This is a genomic window from Glycomyces sp. NPDC021274, from assembly GCF_040641195.1.
In the GTDB taxonomy this organism is placed as follows: Bacteria; Actinomycetota; Actinomycetes; order Mycobacteriales; family Micromonosporaceae; genus Glycomyces.
On record NZ_JBFADC010000003.1, the window covers coordinates 650,225 to 670,889 of the forward strand.

The 20,665-nt window shown below is 69.4% G+C and carries 21 protein-coding genes; 11 read left to right on the forward strand and 10 right to left on the reverse strand.

What is annotated here, in order from left to right; genetic code table 11:
* Nucleotides 1–83 precede the first annotated feature (83 nt).
* The 8 genes from rpmH to AB0I03_RS10710 all read left to right on the forward strand — a co-directional run bounded on the left by rpmH (nucleotide 84) and on the right by AB0I03_RS10710 (nucleotide 6,077).
* Nucleotides 84–221, forward strand: coding sequence for a 50S ribosomal protein L34 (rpmH, locus tag AB0I03_RS10675; protein ID WP_112137843.1), 138 nt, complete (start codon nucleotides 84–86; stop codon nucleotides 219–221).
* 57 nt (nucleotides 222–278) lie between these two features.
* Entirely contained in the window at nucleotides 279–695 is a 417-nt protein-coding gene (gene rnpA, locus AB0I03_RS10680; RefSeq protein ID WP_360409823.1) for a ribonuclease P protein component, read from the forward strand.
* Between the two features lie 80 nt (nucleotides 696–775).
* Entirely contained in the window at nucleotides 776–1,030 is a 255-nt protein-coding gene (yidD, locus tag AB0I03_RS10685) for a membrane protein insertion efficiency factor YidD (RefSeq protein WP_360409987.1), read from the forward strand.
* Nucleotides 1,030–2,151: a membrane protein insertase YidC gene (gene yidC, locus AB0I03_RS10690; RefSeq protein ID WP_360409826.1), complete on the forward strand. Its 1,122-nt coding sequence runs from the start codon at nucleotides 1,030–1,032 to the stop codon at nucleotides 2,149–2,151. The genes yidD and yidC overlap by 1 nt, the downstream gene beginning before the upstream one ends.
* A gap of 92 nt (nucleotides 2,152–2,243) precedes the next feature.
* Entirely contained in the window at nucleotides 2,244–2,738 is a 495-nt protein-coding gene (locus AB0I03_RS10695) for a R3H domain-containing nucleic acid-binding protein (protein WP_289958875.1), read from the forward strand.
* Between the two features lie 16 nt (nucleotides 2,739–2,754).
* The gene (rsmG, locus tag AB0I03_RS10700; RefSeq protein ID WP_360409831.1) at nucleotides 2,755–3,456 is read left to right on the forward strand and encodes a 16S rRNA (guanine(527)-N(7))-methyltransferase RsmG; all 702 of its coding nucleotides are present in this window, start codon (nucleotides 2,755–2,757) and stop codon (nucleotides 3,454–3,456) included.
* Between the two features lie 506 nt (nucleotides 3,457–3,962).
* On the forward strand, nucleotides 3,963–4,988 hold the full coding sequence (locus AB0I03_RS10705; protein WP_360409834.1) for a ParA family protein: 1,026 nt from the start codon (nucleotides 3,963–3,965) through the stop codon (nucleotides 4,986–4,988).
* A 3-nt stretch (nucleotides 4,989–4,991) separates the two neighbouring features.
* On the forward strand, nucleotides 4,992–6,077 hold the full coding sequence (locus tag AB0I03_RS10710; RefSeq protein ID WP_360409837.1) for a ParB/RepB/Spo0J family partition protein: 1,086 nt from the start codon (nucleotides 4,992–4,994) through the stop codon (nucleotides 6,075–6,077).
* Nucleotides 6,078–6,369: 292 nt separating this feature from the next.
* Here the strand turns inward: AB0I03_RS10710 and AB0I03_RS10715 are convergent, their stop codons facing one another.
* Nucleotides 6,370–6,945, reverse strand: coding sequence for a GNAT family N-acetyltransferase (locus AB0I03_RS10715; protein ID WP_360409840.1), 576 nt, complete (start codon nucleotides 6,943–6,945; stop codon nucleotides 6,370–6,372).
* 299 nt (nucleotides 6,946–7,244) lie between these two features.
* Between AB0I03_RS10715 and AB0I03_RS10720 the strand changes: the two genes are divergently transcribed.
* Nucleotides 7,245–7,775 (forward strand): hypothetical protein, encoded by a 531-nt coding sequence (locus AB0I03_RS10720; RefSeq protein ID WP_289958871.1) that lies wholly within the window; start codon nucleotides 7,245–7,247, stop codon nucleotides 7,773–7,775.
* Nucleotides 7,776–7,979: 204 nt separating this feature from the next.
* On the opposite strand, the gene AB0I03_RS10725 is transcribed toward AB0I03_RS10720, so the two are convergent.
* Complete coding sequence (locus tag AB0I03_RS10725) at nucleotides 7,980–8,945, reverse strand: D-alanine--D-alanine ligase (RefSeq protein WP_360409843.1); 966 nt, start codon at nucleotides 8,943–8,945, stop codon at nucleotides 7,980–7,982.
* Nucleotides 8,942–10,189, reverse strand: a complete 1,248-nt coding sequence (locus AB0I03_RS10730; protein ID WP_360409846.1) for a PLP-dependent aminotransferase family protein — start codon at nucleotides 10,187–10,189, stop codon at nucleotides 8,942–8,944. Before AB0I03_RS10730 ends, AB0I03_RS10725 begins: the two co-directional genes overlap by 4 nt.
* A 278-nt stretch (nucleotides 10,190–10,467) precedes the next feature.
* On the opposite strand from AB0I03_RS10730, the gene AB0I03_RS10735 reads away from it, so the two are divergent.
* Nucleotides 10,468–11,169, forward strand: a complete 702-nt coding sequence (locus tag AB0I03_RS10735) for a GNAT family N-acetyltransferase (RefSeq protein WP_360409849.1) — start codon at nucleotides 10,468–10,470, stop codon at nucleotides 11,167–11,169.
* 75 nt (nucleotides 11,170–11,244) lie between these two features.
* On the opposite strand, the gene trxA is transcribed toward AB0I03_RS10735, so the two are convergent.
* From trxA to murJ, 6 genes are all read right to left on the reverse strand, one after another.
* A complete protein-coding gene (gene trxA / locus AB0I03_RS10740) occupies nucleotides 11,245–11,562 on the reverse strand; it encodes a thioredoxin (protein ID WP_360409852.1) in 318 nt (105 codons plus the stop codon).
* Nucleotides 11,563–11,596: 34 nt separating this feature from the next.
* Nucleotides 11,597–12,529 carry a thioredoxin-disulfide reductase gene (gene trxB / locus AB0I03_RS10745; protein WP_360409854.1) on the reverse strand — a complete coding sequence of 311 codons (933 nt, stop codon included), beginning with the start codon at nucleotides 12,527–12,529 and terminating at the stop codon, nucleotides 11,597–11,599.
* 217 nt (nucleotides 12,530–12,746) lie between these two features.
* Nucleotides 12,747–13,532, reverse strand: a complete 786-nt coding sequence (locus tag AB0I03_RS10750; protein ID WP_360409857.1) for a hypothetical protein — start codon at nucleotides 13,530–13,532, stop codon at nucleotides 12,747–12,749.
* A complete protein-coding gene (sigM, locus tag AB0I03_RS10755) occupies nucleotides 13,529–14,293 on the reverse strand; it encodes an RNA polymerase sigma factor SigM (RefSeq protein WP_360409860.1) in 765 nt (254 codons plus the stop codon). Before sigM ends, AB0I03_RS10750 begins: the two co-directional genes overlap by 4 nt.
* Nucleotides 14,294–14,303: 10 nt before the next feature.
* Nucleotides 14,304–15,815, reverse strand: a complete 1,512-nt coding sequence (locus AB0I03_RS10760) for a protein kinase family protein (protein ID WP_360409863.1) — start codon at nucleotides 15,813–15,815, stop codon at nucleotides 14,304–14,306.
* Nucleotides 15,816–15,951: 136 nt separating this feature from the next.
* Nucleotides 15,952–17,619, reverse strand: a complete 1,668-nt coding sequence (gene murJ, locus AB0I03_RS10765) for a murein biosynthesis integral membrane protein MurJ (RefSeq protein ID WP_360409866.1) — start codon at nucleotides 17,617–17,619, stop codon at nucleotides 15,952–15,954.
* A gap of 192 nt (nucleotides 17,620–17,811) precedes the next feature.
* Here murJ and AB0I03_RS10770 point away from each other — a divergent pair, with 192 nt between their 5' ends.
* Complete coding sequence (locus AB0I03_RS10770) at nucleotides 17,812–19,236, forward strand: CCA tRNA nucleotidyltransferase (protein WP_360409869.1); 1,425 nt, start codon at nucleotides 17,812–17,814, stop codon at nucleotides 19,234–19,236.
* Here the strand turns inward: AB0I03_RS10770 and AB0I03_RS10775 are convergent.
* Nucleotides 19,127–20,659, reverse strand: coding sequence for a glycosyltransferase 87 family protein (locus AB0I03_RS10775; RefSeq protein ID WP_360409872.1), 1,533 nt, complete (start codon nucleotides 20,657–20,659; stop codon nucleotides 19,127–19,129). The genes AB0I03_RS10770 and AB0I03_RS10775 overlap by 110 nt on opposite strands.
* Nucleotides 20,660–20,665 lie beyond the last annotated feature (6 nt).

The window sequence follows — 20,665 nt, forward strand, 5'->3', positions numbered from 1 at the left end:
CTCCGCGTCCCCGTAGCCCCGATGAGGGGCTGGGCCCGAGGCCTGGCGCAGCAGCAACTTATTCGTTATGGGAGACATCCGTCGTGAGCAAGCGCACCTACCAGCCGAACAACCGCCGTCGCCACCGCACCCACGGCTTCCGGCTGCGCATGCGGACCCGTGCCGGCCGCGCCATCATCAACGCGCGCCGCAACAAGGGTCGCAAGCAGCTGACCGTCTGAGCGCTTGCCTCCCGGTCCCTTGCAGGCTCAAGGGGCCTCGATGAGGACGTGATCCAAGTGCTTCCAGCCGACGCGCGCATTCGCCGCAGCCAGGACTTCGGTTCGGCGCTCAAGCGAGGCCGCCGCGCCGCCCGCGGCGGCGTCGTCGTGCACTGGGCACCTCTGACCGCTCCGACCGAAGACACCGCGGCCCAGCCGCCGACACCGCCCGCCGCCGATGCGAACCGCACGGCGCGGGCGGGTTTCGTCGTCTCCAAGGCCGTGGGCAACGCCGTGGCGCGCAACAAGGTGAAGCGCCGCCTCCGGCACGCCGTCGCCGCCGAACTGCCGCACTGGCCCCCCGGGACCGACGTCGTCGTGCGCGCCACCCCGCGCGCCGCCGAACGCGACTTCGCCCAGCTGCAGCGGGACCTCGCCGAGGCCGTGCAAGCCGCCCGTGCCGGCCGTGCGCGCGAGCGCCGGAGCACGCCATGACGCACGCCGCGGCCGCGCCGACCCCCACCCCGGGCCTGGCCGACACCCCTTCCCGCAGTGGCGGCGGCCGCGCGGTGCGAGTGGTAGCGGCCCCGGTCATCGCGTACCGTCGGTGGATAAGCCCCGCGCTACCCGCCCGCTGCCGCTTCTACCCCAGTTGCAGCGCATATACCCTTGAGGCGCTGTCCCAGCACGGAGTCGTACGTGGCATATGGTTGAGCCTGCGACGGCTGGGACGGTGCCACCCCTTTCATCCTGGGGGTCATGACCCCGTACCCCCACGGCATGACCTTGATGTGCATTCGAAGACTGAGCAGACTGGAGTCCGCAAGTGATGGAGTGGGCCTACGACGGCGTGTCCTGGGTACTGCTGCGATGGCATGACCTCTGGACGAAGGTCTTCGGCAGCGACAACGGATTCCTCGACACCGACTGGGCCTGGGTCCTCGCCATCATCGGCGTCGTGCTCACCCTCCGGATCATCCTCTTCCCGCTCTTCGTGAAGCAGATCCAGTCGCAGCGCGCGATGCAGAAGCTCGCCCCCGAGATCAAGGCGCTCCAGGAGCGCTACAAGGGTGACCGCGAGACGCTCCAAAAAGAGATGATGGAGCTGTACCGCAAGGAGAAGGCCAACCCGCTCATGGGCTGCCTTCCCATCCTCATCCAGATGCCGGTCTTCCTGGCGCTGTTCCACGTCCTGCGCCGCCCCGACCCGACCCAGCAGAAGTTCACCGACTCCTACGGCTGGAGCGGCATCGACGCGGGCCCGCTGTCGGACTGGAACTCCTACGTCCACGCGAAGCTCTTCGGCGCCCCGTTCTGGAGCACCTTCCTCACCCCGGGCAGCGAGCTCGAGAAGGTGGGCTCCTCGGCGCTCGACGTCAAGCTCGTGGCGGGCATCCTCGGCGCGACGATGATCCTCACGACCTACCTGACCACGCGTCAGATGATCCTGAAGACCGGCTGGAACGAGGACCCGAACCAGCGGATGATCCAGAAGGTGATGCTCTACGGCATCCCCGTCATCATGATCTTCTCCGCCGGCGCCTTCCCGATCGGCGTGGTCATCTACTGGACCGTGAACAACCTGTTCTCGCTCGCGCAGCAGCAGTACGTGCTGCACAAGTACCCGCCGCCGGCGCAGAACTCCGCGACGAAGCCGCCCAAGCCCGGCTCGAAGGCCCACGAGAAGATGCTCGAGGAGCAGCGCGAGGCCGAGCAGCGCCGCAAGGAGCTCGCCCCGAAGCCCGGCTCGAAGCCGAAGCCCGGAGCGAAGGCCAAGCCGAGCAGCCCGAAGAAGCCGGAGAGCGTCACTGACGCCAACGGTTCCGAGCCGCCGAAGCCCGAGGCCAAGGGCGGCCCCGGCGCGGGCAAGAACCTCTCACGGGCGGAGCGCATCGCACGGGCCAAGAAGGTCAGCGGCGCGCAGCAGGCCTCTAAGAAGAAAAAAGGCTAGAGGGGGACGGTCCACGGCTGCGCAGGCGCCGCCGGATCAGCCACAATGGTGCAAACTAGGCTTATAACTAGCGATAGGACGAGTTGACGATTATGGGAGCAACGGTGCGGGAGGACGAGGTGGCCTCCGAGGACGACCTGTTTGAGCAGAGCGAAGTGGCGGCCGACTATTTGGAAGGCCTGCTCGACATCCTCGACCTCGACGGGGACATCGACGAACTGGTGGTCGGCGACCGTCCTCAGGTCGAGATCGTCGGTGAAGACCTCAGCGGCCTCGTCGGCCCGAAGGGTCAGACGCTCGAGGCGCTGCAGGAACTGGCCCGCCTTGCGGTGTACCGCAAGACCGGCGACCACTCGCGCCTGATGCTCGACATCGGGGGCTACCGCGCCGGGCGTCGCAAGAAGCTCGCGGAACTGGCCGAGAAGACCGCCAAGAAGGTCATCGAGTCCGGCGAAGTGGTCAAGCTGGACCCGATGAGCGCCTTCGAGCGCAAGTGCGTCCACGACGTCATCAACGCGACCGACGGCGTCCAGAGCGAGTCGGAGGGCGCCGAGCCGCGCCGCCGGGTCGTCGTGAAGCCGGAATAGGACTGAGTAGGACGACATGACTGAGGAGCCGACGGGCTCCGAATCCGCCGAGGCCAATGTTTCACGTGAAACATTGGCCTCTGTGTTCGGAGCCGGAGACCCTGCAACTGCCGACGATCGCATCGCCTTGGCCGAGGCCTATGTGGGCCTGCTGTCGACCATCGGGATCGAACGCGGCCTCATCGGGCCGCGGGAGGTGCCGCGGTTGTGGGCACGGCACGTGCTGAGCAGCGCCGTGGTCGAGGAGCTGATCCCGGAGAAGGCCGACGTCCTCGACGTCGGGTCAGGCGGGGGACTGCCGGGGATTCCGCTCGCCATCGCGCGGCCGGACCTGTGGGTCACCCTGGTTGAGCCGATGCAGCGCCGCGTGGACTTCCTCCACGAGGTGATCGACGCGCTCGGCATCGAGAACGTGGAAGTCCTGCGGGCCCGTGCCGCCGAAGTCGATCCGAAGGGGCGGGCGGACATCGTCGTGTCCCGTGCGGTGGCGCCCCTGGCGAAACTGGTCGGCTGGTGCCTGCCACTGGCGAAGGTGGGCGGCGCGATGCTGGCCATCAAAGGCCAGGGCGCGTCCCTCGAAGTGACCGAGAGCGGGGGCCTCATCAAGCGGGCCGGCGGCGGCAAGGCCGCGATCCTCACGTGCGGCGAGTCCAAACTGTCAGAGCAGGACGAGTTCACCATTCCAGCAACCGTGGTGAAGATCGAACGGATCCGCTGACCAAGGCCCGCAACACAATTCCTCGCAGAGATAATCGAATACCCAAGTAGTGCAACGGATGCCGTGATGAGACGATCATCGCGGCATCCGTCGTTGTGGTTTCCACGCTTTGCGCTCGGCGGACTGCGCAGCGTTCGGATAGTGTATGGCTCGTAAGCTTCTCCGAGCAGGGTCATGTTTCACGTGAAACATCCGGCCCGTAGTCTGTGGCGGTGAACGTGCGGGACCCCCTTCCTTCTGAAGATCGTGAACACCAGAGCTCCCTTGGCGGCGATACCCCGGCCGAACGGCGCATCAAGAACCTCCTCGATGCGGCCGTGAGCGAGGAGGCACCCCCGACTCGGCGGCACCGCTATCGAGAAACTTCCCCGGCGCCGGGTGGCGCAGCCCCGGCCTTCGGCCAAGGTGGGCCAGAATCGGTGACGATGGAGTCCGGTGCGGACGGCGGTTCGCCGCCCTCGCCGACGGGCACCATGCGTTCTGACAACGGGGGGGAGCGGGACGGGATGCGCAGATCCACATCGCAGCGAGGACGTTCGGGACGGCATCTGGCGCCGGACGAGGCGGCGAAGAACGGCCGCACCAAAGCCGAGACCGTGCCGCAGCAGCCGGTGCCGGAAGCGAAAGACCCGTCGCTCGACGACGACCTGCCGCTCGCGCGCGAGGCGCAGCGGGCCGTGCGGGTGCTCAACCCTTCGGGCAGTGTGACGATGCCGCGGCCGCCGCGCCGCCGCGTCTTCGCCGTCGCCAACCAGAAAGGCGGCGTCGGCAAGACCACCAGCACCGTGAACCTCGCGGTCGCCTTGGCGCTGCACGGGAACCGCGTGATGGTCGTGGACCTCGACCCGCAGGGGAACGCCTCCACCGGTCTCGGCGTCGAGCACGGCGCGGGCACGCCGAGCGTCTACGAGGCCGTCGTCGAAGGCATGTCGCTCGATGAGATCGCCGTGCCCGTCGACGGCATCCCGTCGCTCTACTGCATCCCGGCGACCATCGACCTCGCCGGCGCCGAGGTCGAACTCGTCAACGTGGTCGCTCGTGAAGGGCGCCTTGAGAAGAGCATCGAGACATTCAGCGGGGAGCTCGACTACATCTTCATCGACTGCCCGCCGTCGCTCGGGTTGCTCACCGTCAACGCGCTCGTGGCCGCCGAGGAGGTCTTGATCCCGATCCAGTGCGAGTACTACGCGCTCGAGGGTCTGGGCCAGCTCCTGCGGAACATCGAGCTGATCAAGGCGCACCTGAACGCGCGCCTGCGCGTCTCGACGATACTGCTGACGATGTACGACAAGCGGACCAAGCTCGCCGACCAGGTGGAGCAGGAAGTGCGCGGGCACTTCAGCGAGATCGTGCTCGACGCGGTCGTGCCGCGCAGCGTGCGGGTCTCGGAGGCTCCCGGGTACGGGCAGTCGATCATGACGTACGACCCCGGCTCGCGGGGCGCGACGAGCTATTTCGAAGCGGCCGAGGAGATCGCGCGCCGCGGCGCGAAGCTCTCCCGGCGAGGCAAGAACCAGAAGGGCGGGAACTAGTCGATGGCTGCGGCGAAACGCGGAGGGCTCGGTCGTGGACTCGGGGCGCTCATCCCGACCGGTCTGGCCGAGACCACGACGACCGAGGAGGAGGAAGCCGACGAGGCTCCCGCTTCGGTCGCGGCGCCCCGGCAGGCGGCCCCCAGGCTGAGTAGTAAAACCAAGGGCGATGTTTCACGTGAAACATCGGCTCGGGATCAGGCGGATGTTTCACGTGAAACATCGGACGGTCCGGAACTCGTCCCCGTTCCCGGGGCGAGCTTCCAGCTGATCCCGATCGGGGACATCGGCACCAACCCGAAGCAGCCGCGGCAGTTCTTCGACGACGAGCACCTGCTCGAGCTCCAGACCTCCCTTACCGAGGTCGGGATGCTCCAGCCGATCGCAGTGCGCGAGCGCACCGCCGAAGAGCCCCGCGAGGACGGCGCCCGCTTCGAACTCGTCATGGGCGAACGCCGCCTCCGTGCGGCGACCGCTCTCGGCTGGGAGACGATCCCGGCCATCGTCCGCCGCACGGCCGATGAGGAACTCCTCCGCGAGGCGCTCCTGGAGAACATCCACCGGGTGCAGCTGAACCCGCTCGAAGAGGGCGCGGCCTACGCCCAGCTCCTCGAAGAGTTCAACGTGACGCAAGAAGAGCTGTCGAAGAAGATCGGCCGCAGCCGCCCCCAGATCTCGAACATGATCCGCCTCCTCGGCCTCCCGCCGACGGTGCAGACGAAGGTCGCCGCGGGTGTCCTCACCGCCGGCCACGCGCGGGCGCTGCTCGGTCTCGACAGCGCGGACTCGCAGGAGCACATCGCCGAGCGGATCATCAGCGAGGGACTGTCGGTGCGCAGCACCGAGGAGCTCGTGACGGCGAACCGCCTGGAGGAGAAGCCGGAACTCGACGAGCCCCGCAGCCCCTCGTCGCGAGGCGCCAAGGACCGCATCAAGGCACCGGGGCTCGAGGATCTGAAGGAGCGCCTCTCGGACCACTTCGAGACGCAGGTGGCGATCTCCTGGGGCCGCAAGAAAGGCAAGATCACCATCGAGTTCGGTTCACTCGCCGACCTCGACCGCATCGTCGAGCAAATCGGCATCAAGTAGCTCAGCGAAACGGTCGGTATCAAATAGCGGCCCGAATCGCAAGGGCGAGAACATGAAAGCGGATATTCCCGATTTATCCCCTCTAAGGGACCCCTGGCATCAAAAATACGCGGGGGGTCCGACAGGATTCGGGCGTGTCGCCTCACTCGTTGGAGTGACAGCAGACAAGTAGCCGGGGCGATGTTTCACGTGAAACATCGCCCCGGCTTTTACTTTGCCTATTCGTCTGGTGCTGCCGCTTGTTCTGGAGCGGCGTGGTGGGCGGCCCTCCGCGGGAAGGCCGCGCGCTCCGCTAGGAGAGCTCCCGCCACATGATGATGTCGTCCCGGTAGTCGTTGTCCGCCATGCGCACCGCGCGCGGCAGGCGTCCGACTTCGGTGAAGCCGTGCCGCCGATAGAAGGCGTCGGCGCCCGTGCCCGAGCGGACCTTGAGGCTCAGCGCCTCCAGCTTCAGCTCTTCGCGTGCGACCTGATCGACTGCCGCCAGGAGTTTGCCACCGAGACCGCCACCCTGTCGGGAGGGGTCGACCTGAACATGGCGGATGGTCCGCCAGCCCTGGCGCGGCGGGCTGTCGTTTGATGTGAGAACACACCAAGCGACAATGGCGGCTCCTTCCTTTAGAGCGACCAGCGTGTCAGTCTGGTCGATCACTCGCGCGAGAATGGAAACGGTGTGAGGGCGAACCTCGTCGATGTTGACCGGCGGAACGAACCCGACGGAACCGCCGGCGTTCGTCACTCTCACCCAGAGATGGCTGAGTTCGTCAACGAGCGCGGCAGTCACCGGGGGGTCCACGAACACGGCGATGTCGCCGCCCGAAACGGGCGACGCCTCCGGCGTGGAGCTGTCAGTAACTGTTGCTTGCACGCCTTCCAGCTTGCCCTACCGACCCACCCGACCGACAGTCCCTTCCCGCCATATGGGCGCACGTCACTATCGGCCCCGAAAACCGTATTCTGTCGATGATTGCCCTGGTTCGCCGCCTACATGTCGGTCCACTATCGGGTGTCGACCCTGCGCCACGCCGCGTAACCTCGTGGAAATCTGCCAAAAGGTCGATTCCGGTGGTTTCCAGTCTCGCATTCATGCGGTATTTTTCGATGGTGGCATCTGCGAGTACCCCCGGCCCGAATTCCAAGCCCAACTTGAATCCGCATGCGAGCGGCGTGCGCCCGACCCTGCCCCCGTTCGTCGACTGGCCCGCCTTTCCGTTCGAAGGCGAGCTGCGCATCAAACCCCTGCAGGAACCGGTCGACGCCGAGCCGCCGCGACGCGGCGACCGCCAAGAGCAGTGCGCCGCCTGCCACACGCCCGACTCCGCCTACCTCTGGTCCAACGAGCGGTGGCGCCTCAAGAGCCCGCCAGCGCCCAGCGGGCTGCCCGTGGTGGTGATCCTGGAGCCGCGCGCCCACCTCGACCTCGGGGACCTCTCAACGATGCACGCGGCCGAGCTCGGTGTGCTGACGGTGCGGCTCGAGCGGGCGATCCGGTCGCTCGAATCGGTCGCGCAGGTCCACGTCAACCGCTGGGGCGACGGCACCGCGCATCTCCAGCAGTGGTTCCTGGCCCGCCCGCACGGCTACCTCCAGTTGCGGGGGCCGTTCATGACGATGTGGGACGAGATCCTGCCGCCGGTGGAGGAGCACGAGTGGCAGATGAACCTGGAGTACATCGCGGCCTGGCTCACCGACGACTGACGTGAGGCCCGAACGTGAGTGTGGACCGCCCGATCGGGTGAGGATTCGGCCCCCGTTTTCGTCGGACCCCGCGAGTATTTTTGATGCCAGGGGTCCCTTAAGGGGGATAAATCGGGAATATCAGGATTTGTGGCTTTGGAACAAAGTCTTCGAGGGTGTCGATGTTTCACGTGAAACATCGACACCCTCGGGTCGTTCGTGAGACTAGGAGCGGGCGAGGGCTTGGCGGACCATGGTCGCCAGCGTCTCGCCGAAGTCGCGGTCGGCGGCTTTGATCGCCATCGGCAGCAGGGACGTCTCGGTGGTGCCGGGGGCGACGTTCGCCTCGAGCACCTGGATGCCGCCCGCGTCGTCCACGATCATGTCGATGCGGGACATGTCGCCGAGTCCGAGGGTCCGGTGGACCTGGACCGCCAGCTCCGCGACGCGGTCGGCCACGGGCTCGCTCATGGCGGCCGGCACCGTCCACCGGGTCGCGCCCGGGTTGTACCGCGCGGCGTAGTCGTAGTCGCCGTGGAGCGGCGCGATCTCCACCGGCGGCAGGGCCGTGGGGCCGTCGCCGAGGTCGATCACGCCGACCGCGATGTCACGGCCCTCGATGAACGTCTCGATGAGCGCCTCGTCGCTGTAGGAGAAGCAGCCCATCATCGCGGACGGGAAGTCGTCCTCCTTGTGCACGGCGTGCACGCCGAGACCCGAGCCGCCGGAGTTGGGCTTGACGACCAGCGGCAGGCCCATCTTCGCGGCGATCCGGTCGAGGAGCTTGCGCGCCCCGAAGTCGGAGAACGCCTGGCGCGGCATGACCGTCCAGTCCGGGGTCGGAATCCCGGCGGTGCGGAGGAGGTCCTTGGCGGTGATCTTGTTCCACGCGCGGCGGGCTCCCACGGAGCCCGTGCCCACGATCGGGATGCCGGAGAGCTCCAGCACCGCCTGCAGCGAGCCGTCCTCGCCGGGGGAGCCGTGCACGAGCGGCAGCACCACGTCGGGCGGGAACTCCTGGAGCGCGGGCAGCAGCTCGATGTCGAGGTCCCGCACATCGCAGACGAAGCCCTGGCGCTGCAGGGCGTCGGCGGCCCGGCGGCCCGACTTCAGTGAGACCTCGTGCTCGTAGGACATGCCTCCGGCGAGGATGAGGACCCGGATGTCCGAGGCTGCGGCGCTCTCCTTCATGCGGCGCCTCCGGCGAAGGTGTCGCGCAGGTCGATGTCGCCGGCGACCACCCCGGCGAGGCGGCGCACGCCTTCGCGGATGGTCTCGGAGGTCTGGGTCGAGAAGTTCAAGCGCATCTCCCTGCGGCCGTTGCCGTCAGCGTAGAAACCGGTGCCCGGGACGTACGCCACGCGCTCTTGCAGCGCCCGCGGCAGCATCGCCTTCGAGTCGAGCCCTTCGGGGAGCGTGGCCCAGATGAACAGGCCGCCGCCCGGCACGGTCCAGGTCATGCCCTCGGGCATGTAGTCGCCGAGCGCGCCGAGCAGCGCGTCGCGCCGGTCCCGGTAGAGCGTGTTGAAGACCTTCACCTGCTGGCGCCATTCCATCTCGGTGAGGAAGCGGAGCGTGGCCTCCTGCGTGAGCCCGGACGGGCACAGGATCGAGGCCTCGATCGCCAGCAGCAGCTTGTCGCGCACCGCGGGCGGCGCGAGGACCCAGCCGAGGCGCAGGCCCGCGGCGAAGATCTTGGAGATCGTGCCGAGGTAGATGACGCCGCGTTCGGCGCGGGCGCGCAGCGGCGCCGGCGGGGCGCCGTCGAAGTTGATCATCGAGTACGGGTCGTCCTCGATGACGAGGAGGCCGTGGCGCTCAGCGATCTGAAGGATCTCTTCGCGGCGCTCCTCGGTGAGGGTGACGCCGGCCGGGTTCTGGTAGGTCGGGATCGTGTACAGGAACTTCGCCTGGCGCCCTTCGCGGGCGAGCGCGGCGAGACCCTCTTCGAGGCCGGCGGGGATGAGCCCGTCGTCGTCCATCGGCAGGTGCCGGACGTCGGCCTGCGCGGCCTGGAACGCGCCGAGCGCGCCGACGTAGGTCGGGCCTTCGGCGAGGACGATGTCGCCCGGGTCGAGGAAGGTGCGGGCGAGCAGGTCGAGGCCCTGCTGGGCGCCGGTGGTGAGGACGAGGTCGTCGGCCGAGGCGCGGATGCCCGAGAGCTCCAGGACCCCGCAGAGCGCCTCGCGGAGCGCGACGCTGCCCTGGCCGGGGCAGTAGCCGAGCGCTTCGGCGCCGACCTGGGAGAGGAGGCGGGTGAACATCTCGCCGAGCTCGTCCATGGGGAGCGCGGCGGTGTACGGGTTCCCTCCGGCGAGGGAGACGACCTCGGGGCGCGATGCGACCGAGAACAGTGCGCGGATCTCCGACTGTGCCATCCCGTGAACCCGGGATGCGTAGCGACCGGTGTAATCGTCGAGTGTTGTACCGGACACGCGGAGACCTCCTCTGATGGTCCTCGTCGCCCGCGATCCGTGGTCGCGGGTCGGTGCGGCGGTGTCGCTCAGGAGTGGAAGCCTCTGACGGCGCCGCTCGCGCGGGATCTCGTATGGACACGTCCGGCCACCGTCCGCGGTTGACCCGCGGGGGCCGAAACGCTGTTCCGACCAGCGTACGGGACCTGGTACGTGATCGACCCACTCTACTAGCACGTGGAGCGAAGGCCCCGCGTGTTTTCCGTCATGTGGACGCCCGGTCGACGTAGGCTGGACGGGTGCATCGGCGCATGGTCAACCTCACACTCGACTCCCTGGAAGCGATTCCGGGGCGTTGCCGCGCCTGCGTGTTCTGGGAGCTCTCACCCCTGTGCGCGGAGGCGGCCCGCGACGTGGGCGAACCCGCCCTCGAGAAGGAGGCGTGGCTCTCGCACACGCTGCTCGAATGGGGCGGCTGCGGCCGGATCGCCTACGAAGGCGATGACGTGGCCGGGTACGTCACCTACGCGTCGCCGAAGTTCGTGCCGCGCTCGATGGAGTTCCCGTCAGGGCCGGTCTCGCCGGACGCGGCGCTCCTCATGACCGCGTTCGTGCACCCGACCTACGCGGGCACCGGCCTGGGGCGCCAGCTGGTGCAGACCGTGGCGGCCGATGTGGCGCGGCGGGGGATCTACGCGATCGAGACGTTCGGCGACGCCCGCGGCGAGGCGCGCGCGTGCCTGGTCCCGGCGGACTTCTACCGCTCGGTGGGCTTCAAGACCGTGCGCAGCGACCCGCGCTACCCGCGGCTGCGCCTGGAGCTGCGCTCGGCGCTCGACCGGAGCGTGGAGGCGGAGGAGTCGTCGGTGTTCACCGACTCGGTGGAGTGGTTCAAACTCGACGACATCGAGCTGGAGCAGTTCTTCGGCGAGCCCACGACCGGCGGGCGCTCGCGGATCGACCGCCCGGGGACGCAGCGCGGCGGCGAACTCTTCGACTGAGACGCTTCGTCCAGTCCGGTTCGGACATGGCGGAGGGCGCGACGCCGATGGCGTCGCGCCCTTCGCGCTATGGGACTACTGGCCCAGGAACTTGCGGATGGCCGCCTTGGGCTGGGCGCCGATGAGCTGCTTCGCGGGCTTGCCGCCCTCGAACAGGATCATCGTCGGGACGCTCATGACCTGGTACTCGCGGGTGATCTCCGGGTTCGCGTCCGTGTCGAGCTTGCGGATCTCGAAGGCGTCGGTCTCGGCCGCGAGCTCCTCGAGGACGGGGGCGACCTTCTTGCAAGGCCCGCACCATTCGGCCCAGAAGTCGACGAGCACCGGCTTGTCGGCGTCCAGCACCTCGGCCTGGAACTCGGCCTGGCCGTTAACTGCTTTGATGGCGCCCATGGGCATCCTCCTGTGTGTCGGTGAGAGAGCGGGATCAGTCGTTGAGGGAAGTGAGGTAGCGCTCGGCGTCGAGCGCGGCCGCGCAACCGGTGCCGGCGGCGGTGACCGCCTGCTGGTAGGTGTGGTCGACGAGGTCGCCGGCGGCGAACACGCCTTCGATGTTCGTGCGGGTCGAAGGGGCGGCCACCTTCACGTAGCCGGACTCGTCGAGCTCGACCTGCCCCTTGAACAGCTCCGAGCGCGGGTCGTGGCCGATCGCGATGAACAGGCCCGTCGCGGGCAGGTTCCGGGCCGTACCGGTCACGGTGTCGACCAGGTCGACGCTCGAGACCTTGCCGTCAGTGCCGTTGACCTGGGTGACCGCGGAGTTCCAGGCGACCTCGATCTTCGGGTTCGCCAGGGCGCGCTCGGCCATCACCTTGGAGGCGCGGAACTCGTCGCGGCGGTGAATGATGGTGACCTTGGAGGCGAACTTGGTGAGGAACGTGGCCTCCTCCATCGCCGTGTCGCCGCCGCCGACGACCGCGATGTGCTGGTCGCGGAAGAAGAAGCCGTCGCAGGTGGCGCACGCGGAGACGCCGCGGCCCATGAGCTCGTTCTCGCCGGGCACGTTGAGCGGGCGGAACGCCGAACCGGTCGCGAGGATCACGGCCCGGGCCTGGTACTCGCGGTCCTCGACCCAGACCTTCTTGATCTCGCCGGTGAGGTCGACGCGGGTGACGTCGTCCGAGACGAGCTCGGCGCCGAAGCGCTCGGCCTGCTTGCGCCAGGAGTCCATGAGCTCGGGGCCCATGATGCCCTCGGGGAAGCCCGGGTAGTTCTCGACCTCGGTGGTCTGCATGAGCGCGCCGCCGAACTGGAAGCCCTCGAACACGAGCGGGTGCAGATCGGCGCGGGCGGTGTACAGCGCGGCGGTGTAGCCGGCGGGGCCCGAGCCGATGATGATGACGTCGCGGATATCGCTCACCGGGTTCGCTCCTGTGATGGTTCGGCGCTCCAGGGACGGCTCCCTGAACTGACTGCTTCAACGCCATCTTATTGACCCGAAATTCCGCCCCCGGGAGCTGTGGCGGGCTTGTGACAGGCGAATATCCCGAAGGTGGGCAACCTCACCCGTACGCCGGCCGCGAAATGGCCACCGGCTGAGGTGCGATCAGGCCTTGGACGTCTGTGCTGCCCGAAGGTCAGGGCTGCTCGGCGAGCGGTTCGATGACGCCCTCGGCGCAGGCCGGGGTCAAGGCCACCGCGGTGTCGCCGTCGTCGCCGGTCAGGAGCGCCATGATCGCCGGCTGCGACTCGTAGTGTGCGAAGTCGACCGCCACGAGCAGGCCGGGGTAGTGCGCCGCGATGGCGTCTTCGCAGCGCTGCCAGAAGTCGCCGCCCACGGCCAGGTCGACCAGCTCGGGCGGGGCCTCGCCGCTGAAGCCGCCGGCGCTGAGCTCGTGCATGACCGCGACCAGGTCGGTGTCCTCGGCGTAGTCGGTCCCGGACGTGAAGATCGCGATCCCGGAGAAGCTGTCGGCGCCGGACTCGCTCTGCGTCTCATCGGACTCGGCCCCGGGCAGCGGCGACTCGGCCGCGTCGGGTGCGCCCTCTTCGTTGTCGCGCTCGTTCTGGTCCTCGGCGAGGACCTGCGAAGCGCCGCTCTCCTGGTCCGCATCGCCGTAGGTCAACTGGATCGCGGTGGCGACACCGCCGACGGTGACGAGCACCGCCGCGGCCGCACTGGCGATCGCGTACCGGACCCGCTTGGGCCGCAAGCGTTCCGCCCACCGGTCCGCCCAGGTCTCGAGCGGGCGCTCTCGTCCGCCCGCGCGCAGCGTGTCGGCCGGGGGGAGGGCGTCGAGGACGCGGTCGAGGCGGTCCCCGACCTCGTCGGGAAGGTCGCCGTAGCCGCTGGACGCCTGCCGCAGCTTGCGGCTCACGTCGGCCTCGACGCTCTCGGCGTCGTTCGGGCGCTGCGGGCTCATGGGCTCCCCTCCTCTCGACCGTGCTGGTTGCGACCGTGCTGATATGTCGCTCCTGGTTCGACGCCCTGCTGCCGCGGGGGGTTCCCGGCCGCGGCCGCGGCATCGCCGTCCAAGGACGTGTCGTCGCGCACGCCGCCCAGGGCGCTGTGATCGACGGCCGGATCGAACTCCGGGAGCCGCGCGGCCAGGCGCTTCCGCGCCCGCGACGCCCGCGACTTCACCGTGCCGGGGCGCACCTTGAGGATCGCGGCGACCTCCTCGACCGGGTAGCCGAGCATGTCGACGTACACGAGGACCGCCCGCTGGTCGAATGGCAGTTCCGCGAGCGCCCGGTGCACGGCCAGGCGGAGCGCGACCTGCGACGGGTCGTGGGCGGTGTCCGTGGTGGGCAGCGCGAGCGCGTCGTCGTCGGCGAGGGGCACCGTGGGGCGCCGCCCCGAAGCGCGGATGCGGTCGAGGCAGGCGTTCACCACGATCCGGTGCAGCCAGGTGGTCACCGCGGCGCCGCCGCGGAAGCCCCCGGCGCCCTGGTAGGCCTTGATCATCGCGTCCTGCACCGCCTCCGCGGCGTCCTCCGGATCGCCCAACGTGCGCACCGCGACCGCCCACAGCCGGCCGCGGTGGCGGCGGAACAGCTCGCCGAACGCCTCCCGCTCGCCGGCCACGTGGCGGCGCAGCAGGTCGGCGTCGGTCGCGCCGGCCAGATCGGGGGCGGGGCCCGGTCCGACCGGGTCCCGGCCGTGCGGGAGAGGGGCGGGCATGACCGGTCCGCTACCGGGCGAAGACGTTGATGTCGCTGATGGTGAGCTTGTAGCCGTCGGAGACCGTCGGCAGTTCGGTCACCCACACGACGATGTAGCGGACCGTTTCGCCGCTGGCCTTCAACTCGATGTTGGTGTCCGCGTCCGGGACCTGCTCGGCCAGGACGGAGAAGCCGTCCACGATCGCCTGGTCGCCCTCGCTGGAGTCACCGGGGTCCTCGGCGCCGCCGAGCAGCCCCACCGTCGCACCGGCACTGGTCATCTGGACCCGCACGGACGCGACCTCCCGCTCCTCGCCGAGGTCGATGAGGATGCCCATGCCCGGCTTGAGGTTCCCGAAGTTGGCGTCGCCGCGGTACGTGTTCGTGGTCCAGCCGGTGGAGGCGTTGTCGTCGACGACGTTCTCGACGCCCTCGGTCTGGTCGCGGTCCCCGTCCGGCGGGTCGACCACGCGGATCGAGTCGGCCGTGAGCGCGACCTCGGTGGGCGCGGCGGTCGCCGGGGTCTCGCCGGCGGCGTCCGACGTGTCGGCCCCGGTGTCCTCACCGGTGACCTGGGGCTCGGCTCCGGCCGGGTCGTCGTCGTCGCCGAAGACGACGGCGCTGGTGACCACGCCCGCGAAGATGACCGCGGCGATGACGGCCGCGACCACTGCGAGGCGCTTCATCCCGGCGGGAGGCGAGTCGGCCGAGCCGCCGCCGCCCAGCCGGCCCAGGCTGATCGCGCCGAGGACGCTCGTGGGCGTCGCGGCCGCGGCGGCGGCCGGTTCGGCGCCGCCGGTCTCGGCGAGGCGGCGCAGGTCGACCGCGAGTTCCGCCGCGGACGGCGGCGTCTGCGCGTGGTCGAGCAGGTCGGCGGTGAGCTTGGTGAGCGCGGCGGGCAGGCCGGGGACGACCTTGTCGACGTCGAGGACGCGGCCCCATTCGTCGTGGGCGGCGTCGGCGAGGCCGGTGTTCTCGGCGGGGACGACCCGCGGCCACGTCCCGGTCAGGCAGGCGTAGAGCGTCGCGCCGAGGGCCCGCACGTCCTCGACCTGGGTGTTGCCGGGTTCATTGCGCGGCTCGGTGACCATGACGCGGTCGTCCTCGGAGAGGAGGATCGTGCCCGGGTGCAGGTCGGCGTGGGTGACGCCGCCTTCGTGGAGGGCCGCGACGGCGTCGGCGACGGAGGCGACCAGTTCGAGCGCGTGGGCGCTCTCCAGGGTCTGCTTCTCCAGCACACCGCGCAGCGAGGAGCCGTTGACCCATTCGCGGACGACGTAGGCGAAGCGCCCTTCGTCGACCGCGTCGTACACGTCGACCATCGAGTCGACGTGCGCGCGCGAGGCGGCGACGGCGGCGGTCATGGTGGGGGCGGCGTCTTCGCCGCCGGGGGAGCGGAGCACGACCGCTACGGAGCGGTGGAGCAGGACGTCGACGCCCCGCCACAGCTGGCGGTAGCCGTTCGCGCCTCCGACGTGCTCTTCGAGGCGGTACCGCTCGGCGAGCAGGTCGCCCACGGACGGCACTTCGGCGGTGGTCATGATGCGGGGTCCTCCCCTCTCAACGCGACCCCGCGAGGGGGTCCCGGCCGGGGCCTTTGTGGGCCGGTTCGGTCATGGTGCGGTCCAAGTGGCTCTGCGGGATCCGGCCAGCGTGCACGTATGGATCGTACTTGCCTCATCGTCGCAGCTTTGCGCGCACCGTTGCCTGGAGCGACGCCGTCTCAGTGACGCGGAATACCAGGCAGGCCGCGAAGTACACGCCCAGCAGGAGCAGTCCGAGGACGATCGACGAGGCGAATTGCCCCAGTTTCGCGAGGCCGCCGTCGGCCGGCAGATCGGGCCACAGCAGCCACCCGCCGTACGCGACCGCGCCCGCGATCGCGGCCGCCGCACCCGTGCGGACCAGGCCGTTCGCGGTCTTGCGCATGTCGAGCAGCCCGATCCGCTTGCGCAGCAAGCTCATCGAGAGCAGCAGGCTCACCAGGTACGAGACGCCGTTGGAGGCGAACAGTCCGACCACGACCCACTGGGCGGGCAGGAACGCGAACGCGAGGAGGTACCCGCCGATGCGGATCGCGATCACCGGCAGGTTGAACATGGCCACCGTGCGCGTGTCGGTCTGCGCGTAGAACGCGTAGATCTGCAACTGGCTGATGGAGAACGGCAGCAGCACGATCCCGGCCATGAGCAGCACCTCGCCGGTGGCGAGGGCCTCGGCGGGCGTGTACGCGCCCCACTGGAAGATCATCAGGCCGATCGGCTCGTGCAGCGCGATGAACGCCGCCGCGATCGGCACCAGCAGGAACGAGGCGAGCCGGATGCCGGAAGAGAGGTGGCCGGCCAGCTCGGGCCAGCGGCGGTCGTCGGCGGCGCGGGTCATGCGGGGCATGAGCGCGGTGATGACGGAGACCGCGACGATGCCGTGCGCCATCATCATCATCAGGTACGCGTTGTTGTAGACGGTGACGCCGGGCACGAACGGACCGTTGCGTTCCTGCTGGTCGGCGGCGAGGTTGGCGACCTTGATGACGGCCATGACCGCGATCTGGTTGGCGGCCACGAACAGGAGCGTCCAGGCGGCCAGGCGGCGGATGTCGCCGAGCGGGAGCCGCTTGAAGTCGAAGCGCAGCCGCCAGCGGAACCCGGCCTTGCGCAGGGCCGGGGCGAGGCACAGCACCTGGATGACGACGCCGGCGGTCGTGCCCGCACCGAGCAGCAGGATCATGCCGCTGGTGACCTGGTCGGCGCTGTCGAACAGGGGGCCGCCGGGGGTGGCGGGTGCCGCATCGCGCGTGTAGACCACGTAGAAGACCGCGCCGACGGTGATGACGACGAGGTTGTTGATGATCGGCACCCACATGGGCGCGCCGAAGTGCTCGCGGGAGTTGAGGACACCGGAGAGGATCGCGAACAGCCCGTAGAGGAGCAGGGCCGGCAGCATGTAATAGGAGAACTCGGTGACGAGGTCCCGCTGGTCCGGGCTCGCCATGAACAGGGAGATGATCGGGGCGCAGGCGGTGACGAGGATCGCGGCGCCGCCGAGGACGAGGGCGGCGAGGGTGAGGAGGCGCTGGGCGAAGGCGTCGCCGCCGTCGGGGTCGTTCTTGTGGGCTTTGACGAACAGCGGCATGATGATGCTCGCGAACACGCCGCCGAGGACGAGCTCGTAGATCATCTGCGGGAAGTACTGCGCGGTCGTGTAGGAGTTGCCGAGGAGCCCGGCGCCGATCGCGGCGGAGATGACGACGGTGCGGCCGAACCCGGTGACGCGTGAGACGAGGGAGCCCGCGCCCATGAGGAGGCTGGAGCGGACCACGTTCTTGCCCTGGGGCTTCGATGTCACCGGTGGGGGGACGGGTGCGCCGATGGGGGTGTAGCCGTTGCCGGTCTGGGGGCCCGGCGGGGGGTACGCGTTCGGAGGGTTGCCGTGAGGGCTGCCATGGGGTCCTCGGACGGGCCCAGTCGGCGAGTGCCCGGGGCCCGGTCTCGCGCTAGGTTCGGCCATTCTCGCACTCTCCGCTAAGCTTGCCCGGCGATGTCTGACAACAGTAGCGGTAAGGAAATCACGGTCCCGCCCATAGCCGATGAACTGGGTCGGGTGTTCGCGGACGGCGGCTTCGAGCTGCATCTGGTCGGCGGCCCGGTCCGGGATGCGGTGCTGCGCCGGAGGGTGAGCGACCTCGATTTCACGACGGACGCCCGTCCGGAGTCGACGGAGGCGATCCTGCGGGCGCACTGCTCGACGGTGTGGACGACGGGGGCGGACTTCGGGACGATCGGGGGGTTGTTCCGGGGCGAGCAGGTCGAGGTCACGACCTTCCGCGCTGACGCGTACGACCGGGTCAGCCGCAATCCGGTCGTCCGGTACGGGGACAACCTCGTCGACGATCTGGAGCGGCGCGACTTCACCGTGAACGCGATGGCGGTCGCGGTGCCGGGCCACGAGTTCACGGACCCGTTCGGGGGCCTTCACGACATCGCCCGGCAGACGATCCGGACGCCGGCGTCGCCGGAGTCGTCGTTCGCGGACGACCCGCTGCGGATGCTGCGGGCGGCGCGGTTCGCCGCGCAGCTCGGGTTCGGGATCGACCCTGAGACGCTGGACGCGATGCGGCGCATGGCGCCCGAGCTCGGGCGGATCACCGCCGAGCGCGTCCGCGACGAGTTCGTGAAACTCTTGAGCGCCCCCGACCCGGTGGTGGGCCTGCGCATCCTGGTCGACACGGGCCTGGCCGAGCACTTCCTGCCCGAACTTCCGGCGCTGCGCATGGAGATCGACGAGCACGCCCAGCACAAGGACGTCTACGAGCACTCGCTGCAGGTGCTGCGCAACGCGATCGCGCTCGAACAGGACGGCCCGGACCTGCTGCTGCGGCTCGCCGCCCTGCTCCACGACATCGGCAAACCCGAGACGAAGGACGTCGTCCCGGGCGGCGGCGTCACCTTCCACCACCACGATGTGGCCGGGGCCCGCCTGGCGCGCCGCCGCATGCGCGAACTCAAGTTCCCGAAGGCCGACGTGCAGGCCGTCTCGCTGCTCATCTCCCTGCACCTGCGCTTCTACGGCTACGGCGACGCCGGCTGGACCGACTCGGCCGTGCGCCGGTACGTCACCGACGCAGGGCCGCAGCTCGACCGGCTGCACCTCTTGGTGCGGTCGGACTGCACGACCCGCAACCGCCGCAAGGCCGAGCGGCTGCGCCGCGACTACGACGCGTTCGAGGACCGGATCGCGCGCATCCGCGCCGACGAGGACCTGCGCGCGGTGCGCCCGGACCTCGACGGCAACGCGATCATGGAGCTGCTGGGCCTCGAGCCCGGCCCGCAGGTGGGCCGGGCGTGGGCGTTCCTCAAGGAGCTGCGGCTGGAGCGGGGTCCGATGCCTCGCGAGGAAGCGGAGTCGCAGCTGCGGGCCTGGGCCGAGGCCGAAGGCCTCGCACCGAGTCCAGACGCGGAATGAGCACCTCCTGCACGATGAGGGCGCACATCACCGCGACCATGATCCAGCGTGACGCGGCGGCGGTGAGGAACAGGAACTCGGGGATGCCCCGGCCCTCCTCCTCGGCGGAGACCTGCAGCATCTTGCCGTAGAACGCGATGAAGTAGAACAGCTCGGCGGCCTGCCAGAGCAGGAACGCGCCCCACTTGGGGCGGGCGAGGACCGCGAGCGGCAGGAGCCACAGCACGTACTGCTGCGACCAGACCTTGCCGAAGAGCAGGAACGCGGCCACGACGAGGAAGCACAGCTGCGCGAGGCGCGGCATGAGGTCGTCGGCCGTGGCGATGCCGCGCAGTCCGGGCGCGCCGGGCCGGCGGCCGGCGAACAGCCCGAGCAGGGCGATCCCGACGCAGGACGCGGCGAACAGCACCAGGTAGAGGTCGTTGACGTACTCGTGGTCCCAGAGTTTCTCCCAGCCGGTGATGCCGCGCAGGACGTACCAGCCGGTGCCCCAGTCGACGGGGCGCTCGGAGTTGAGCTCGAAGAACCGCAGCCACGAGTCGCGCCAGAAGTAGGCGACGGGCGCGTTGATCACGGCCCACACGACGGCGGCGGTCGCGGTGGCCTGCAGCGCGGGCAGGAGCTTGCGCTGGCGCAGCGCGAGGATGAGCAGCGGGCCGATGAACAGGAGCGCGTAGAACTTCGCGGCGACGGCGAGGCCGAGGAACAGCCCGGCCATGATCGGGCGGCTGCGCTGCCAGTACAGGAAGAACGGCATCGACAGGGCGATGGCGAACAGGTCCCAGTTGACCGTGGCGGTGACGAGGACGATGGGCGCGGCGGCGAGCATCATCGCGTCCCAGGGCCTCGAGGGCCGGGAGTTGACGAGCGCCGGGTCCGGGTTCGGACCGGGGAGGTCGGTGCGGCGGTTGTCCTCGCGGATCTTGTGCAGGATGGCGATGGCGGCGGCGCCGCAGATGAAAAGGACGATCGCGTTGAGGTGGTAGAAGATCGGGCCGCCGTCGGTGCCGAAGACGTTGCCGGCGCGGAAGGCGATCTGCCCCAGGACGCCCATGAACCAGCCGGTCAGTACCGGGTATTCGACCGGGTGGTCACGGTAGGGGATCGCGCCTTCGCTGAGTTCTCTGACGCCCCACAGCGCGCGGATGTCGGTGTAGCAGGCGTTCGTGTACTGGGACCAGTCGGTCCAGCCGCCCGCTGCGCACGGGTACTTCTGCAGCCAGCTGATCACGAACGCGATGAGTCCGGTGAGGAGGACGACCCGCACGGGGGTCCAGTAGCGGCGGCGGGGCGGGTCGACGGCGTGGTCGCCGAAGGGGCCGCCGATCAGGCCGGAGGCGAAGCGGGCGAGGCGGTCGGTGAGGGTGGGGGCGACCGAGGGGCGCTCGTTCGGACGCGGTTGCTCAGTGAAAGACGGCGGCATGGGCCC

Coding starts and splice junctions, on each gene's coding strand:
- AB0I03_RS10695 (WP_289958875.1), top strand. CDS start 2,244: ATGGGAGCAACGGTGCGGGAGGACGAGGTGGCCTCCGAGGACGACCTG.
- trxA (WP_360409852.1), bottom strand. CDS start 11,562: ATGGGCGCCATCAAAGCAGTTAACGGCCAGGCCGAGTTCCAGGCCGAG.
- AB0I03_RS10750 (WP_360409857.1), bottom strand. CDS start 13,532: ATGAGCCCGCAGCGCCCGAACGACGCCGAGAGCGTCGAGGCCGACGTG.
- sigM (WP_360409860.1), bottom strand. CDS start 14,293: ATGCCCGCCCCTCTCCCGCACGGCCGGGACCCGGTCGGACCGGGCCCC.
- AB0I03_RS10760 (WP_360409863.1), bottom strand. CDS start 15,815: ATGACCACCGCCGAAGTGCCGTCCGTGGGCGACCTGCTCGCCGAGCGG.
- AB0I03_RS10710 (WP_360409837.1), top strand. CDS start 4,992: ATGGCTGCGGCGAAACGCGGAGGGCTCGGTCGTGGACTCGGGGCGCTC.
- AB0I03_RS10775 (WP_360409872.1), bottom strand. CDS start 20,659: ATGCCGCCGTCTTTCACTGAGCAACCGCGTCCGAACGAGCGCCCCTCG.
- yidC (WP_360409826.1), top strand. CDS start 1,030: ATGGAGTGGGCCTACGACGGCGTGTCCTGGGTACTGCTGCGATGGCAT.
- AB0I03_RS10705 (WP_360409834.1), top strand. CDS start 3,963: ATGCGCAGATCCACATCGCAGCGAGGACGTTCGGGACGGCATCTGGCG.
- AB0I03_RS10725 (WP_360409843.1), bottom strand. CDS start 8,945: ATGAAGGAGAGCGCCGCAGCCTCGGACATCCGGGTCCTCATCCTCGCC.
- AB0I03_RS10770 (WP_360409869.1), top strand. CDS start 17,812: ATGTCTGACAACAGTAGCGGTAAGGAAATCACGGTCCCGCCCATAGCC.
- rsmG (WP_360409831.1), top strand. CDS start 2,755: ATGACTGAGGAGCCGACGGGCTCCGAATCCGCCGAGGCCAATGTTTCA.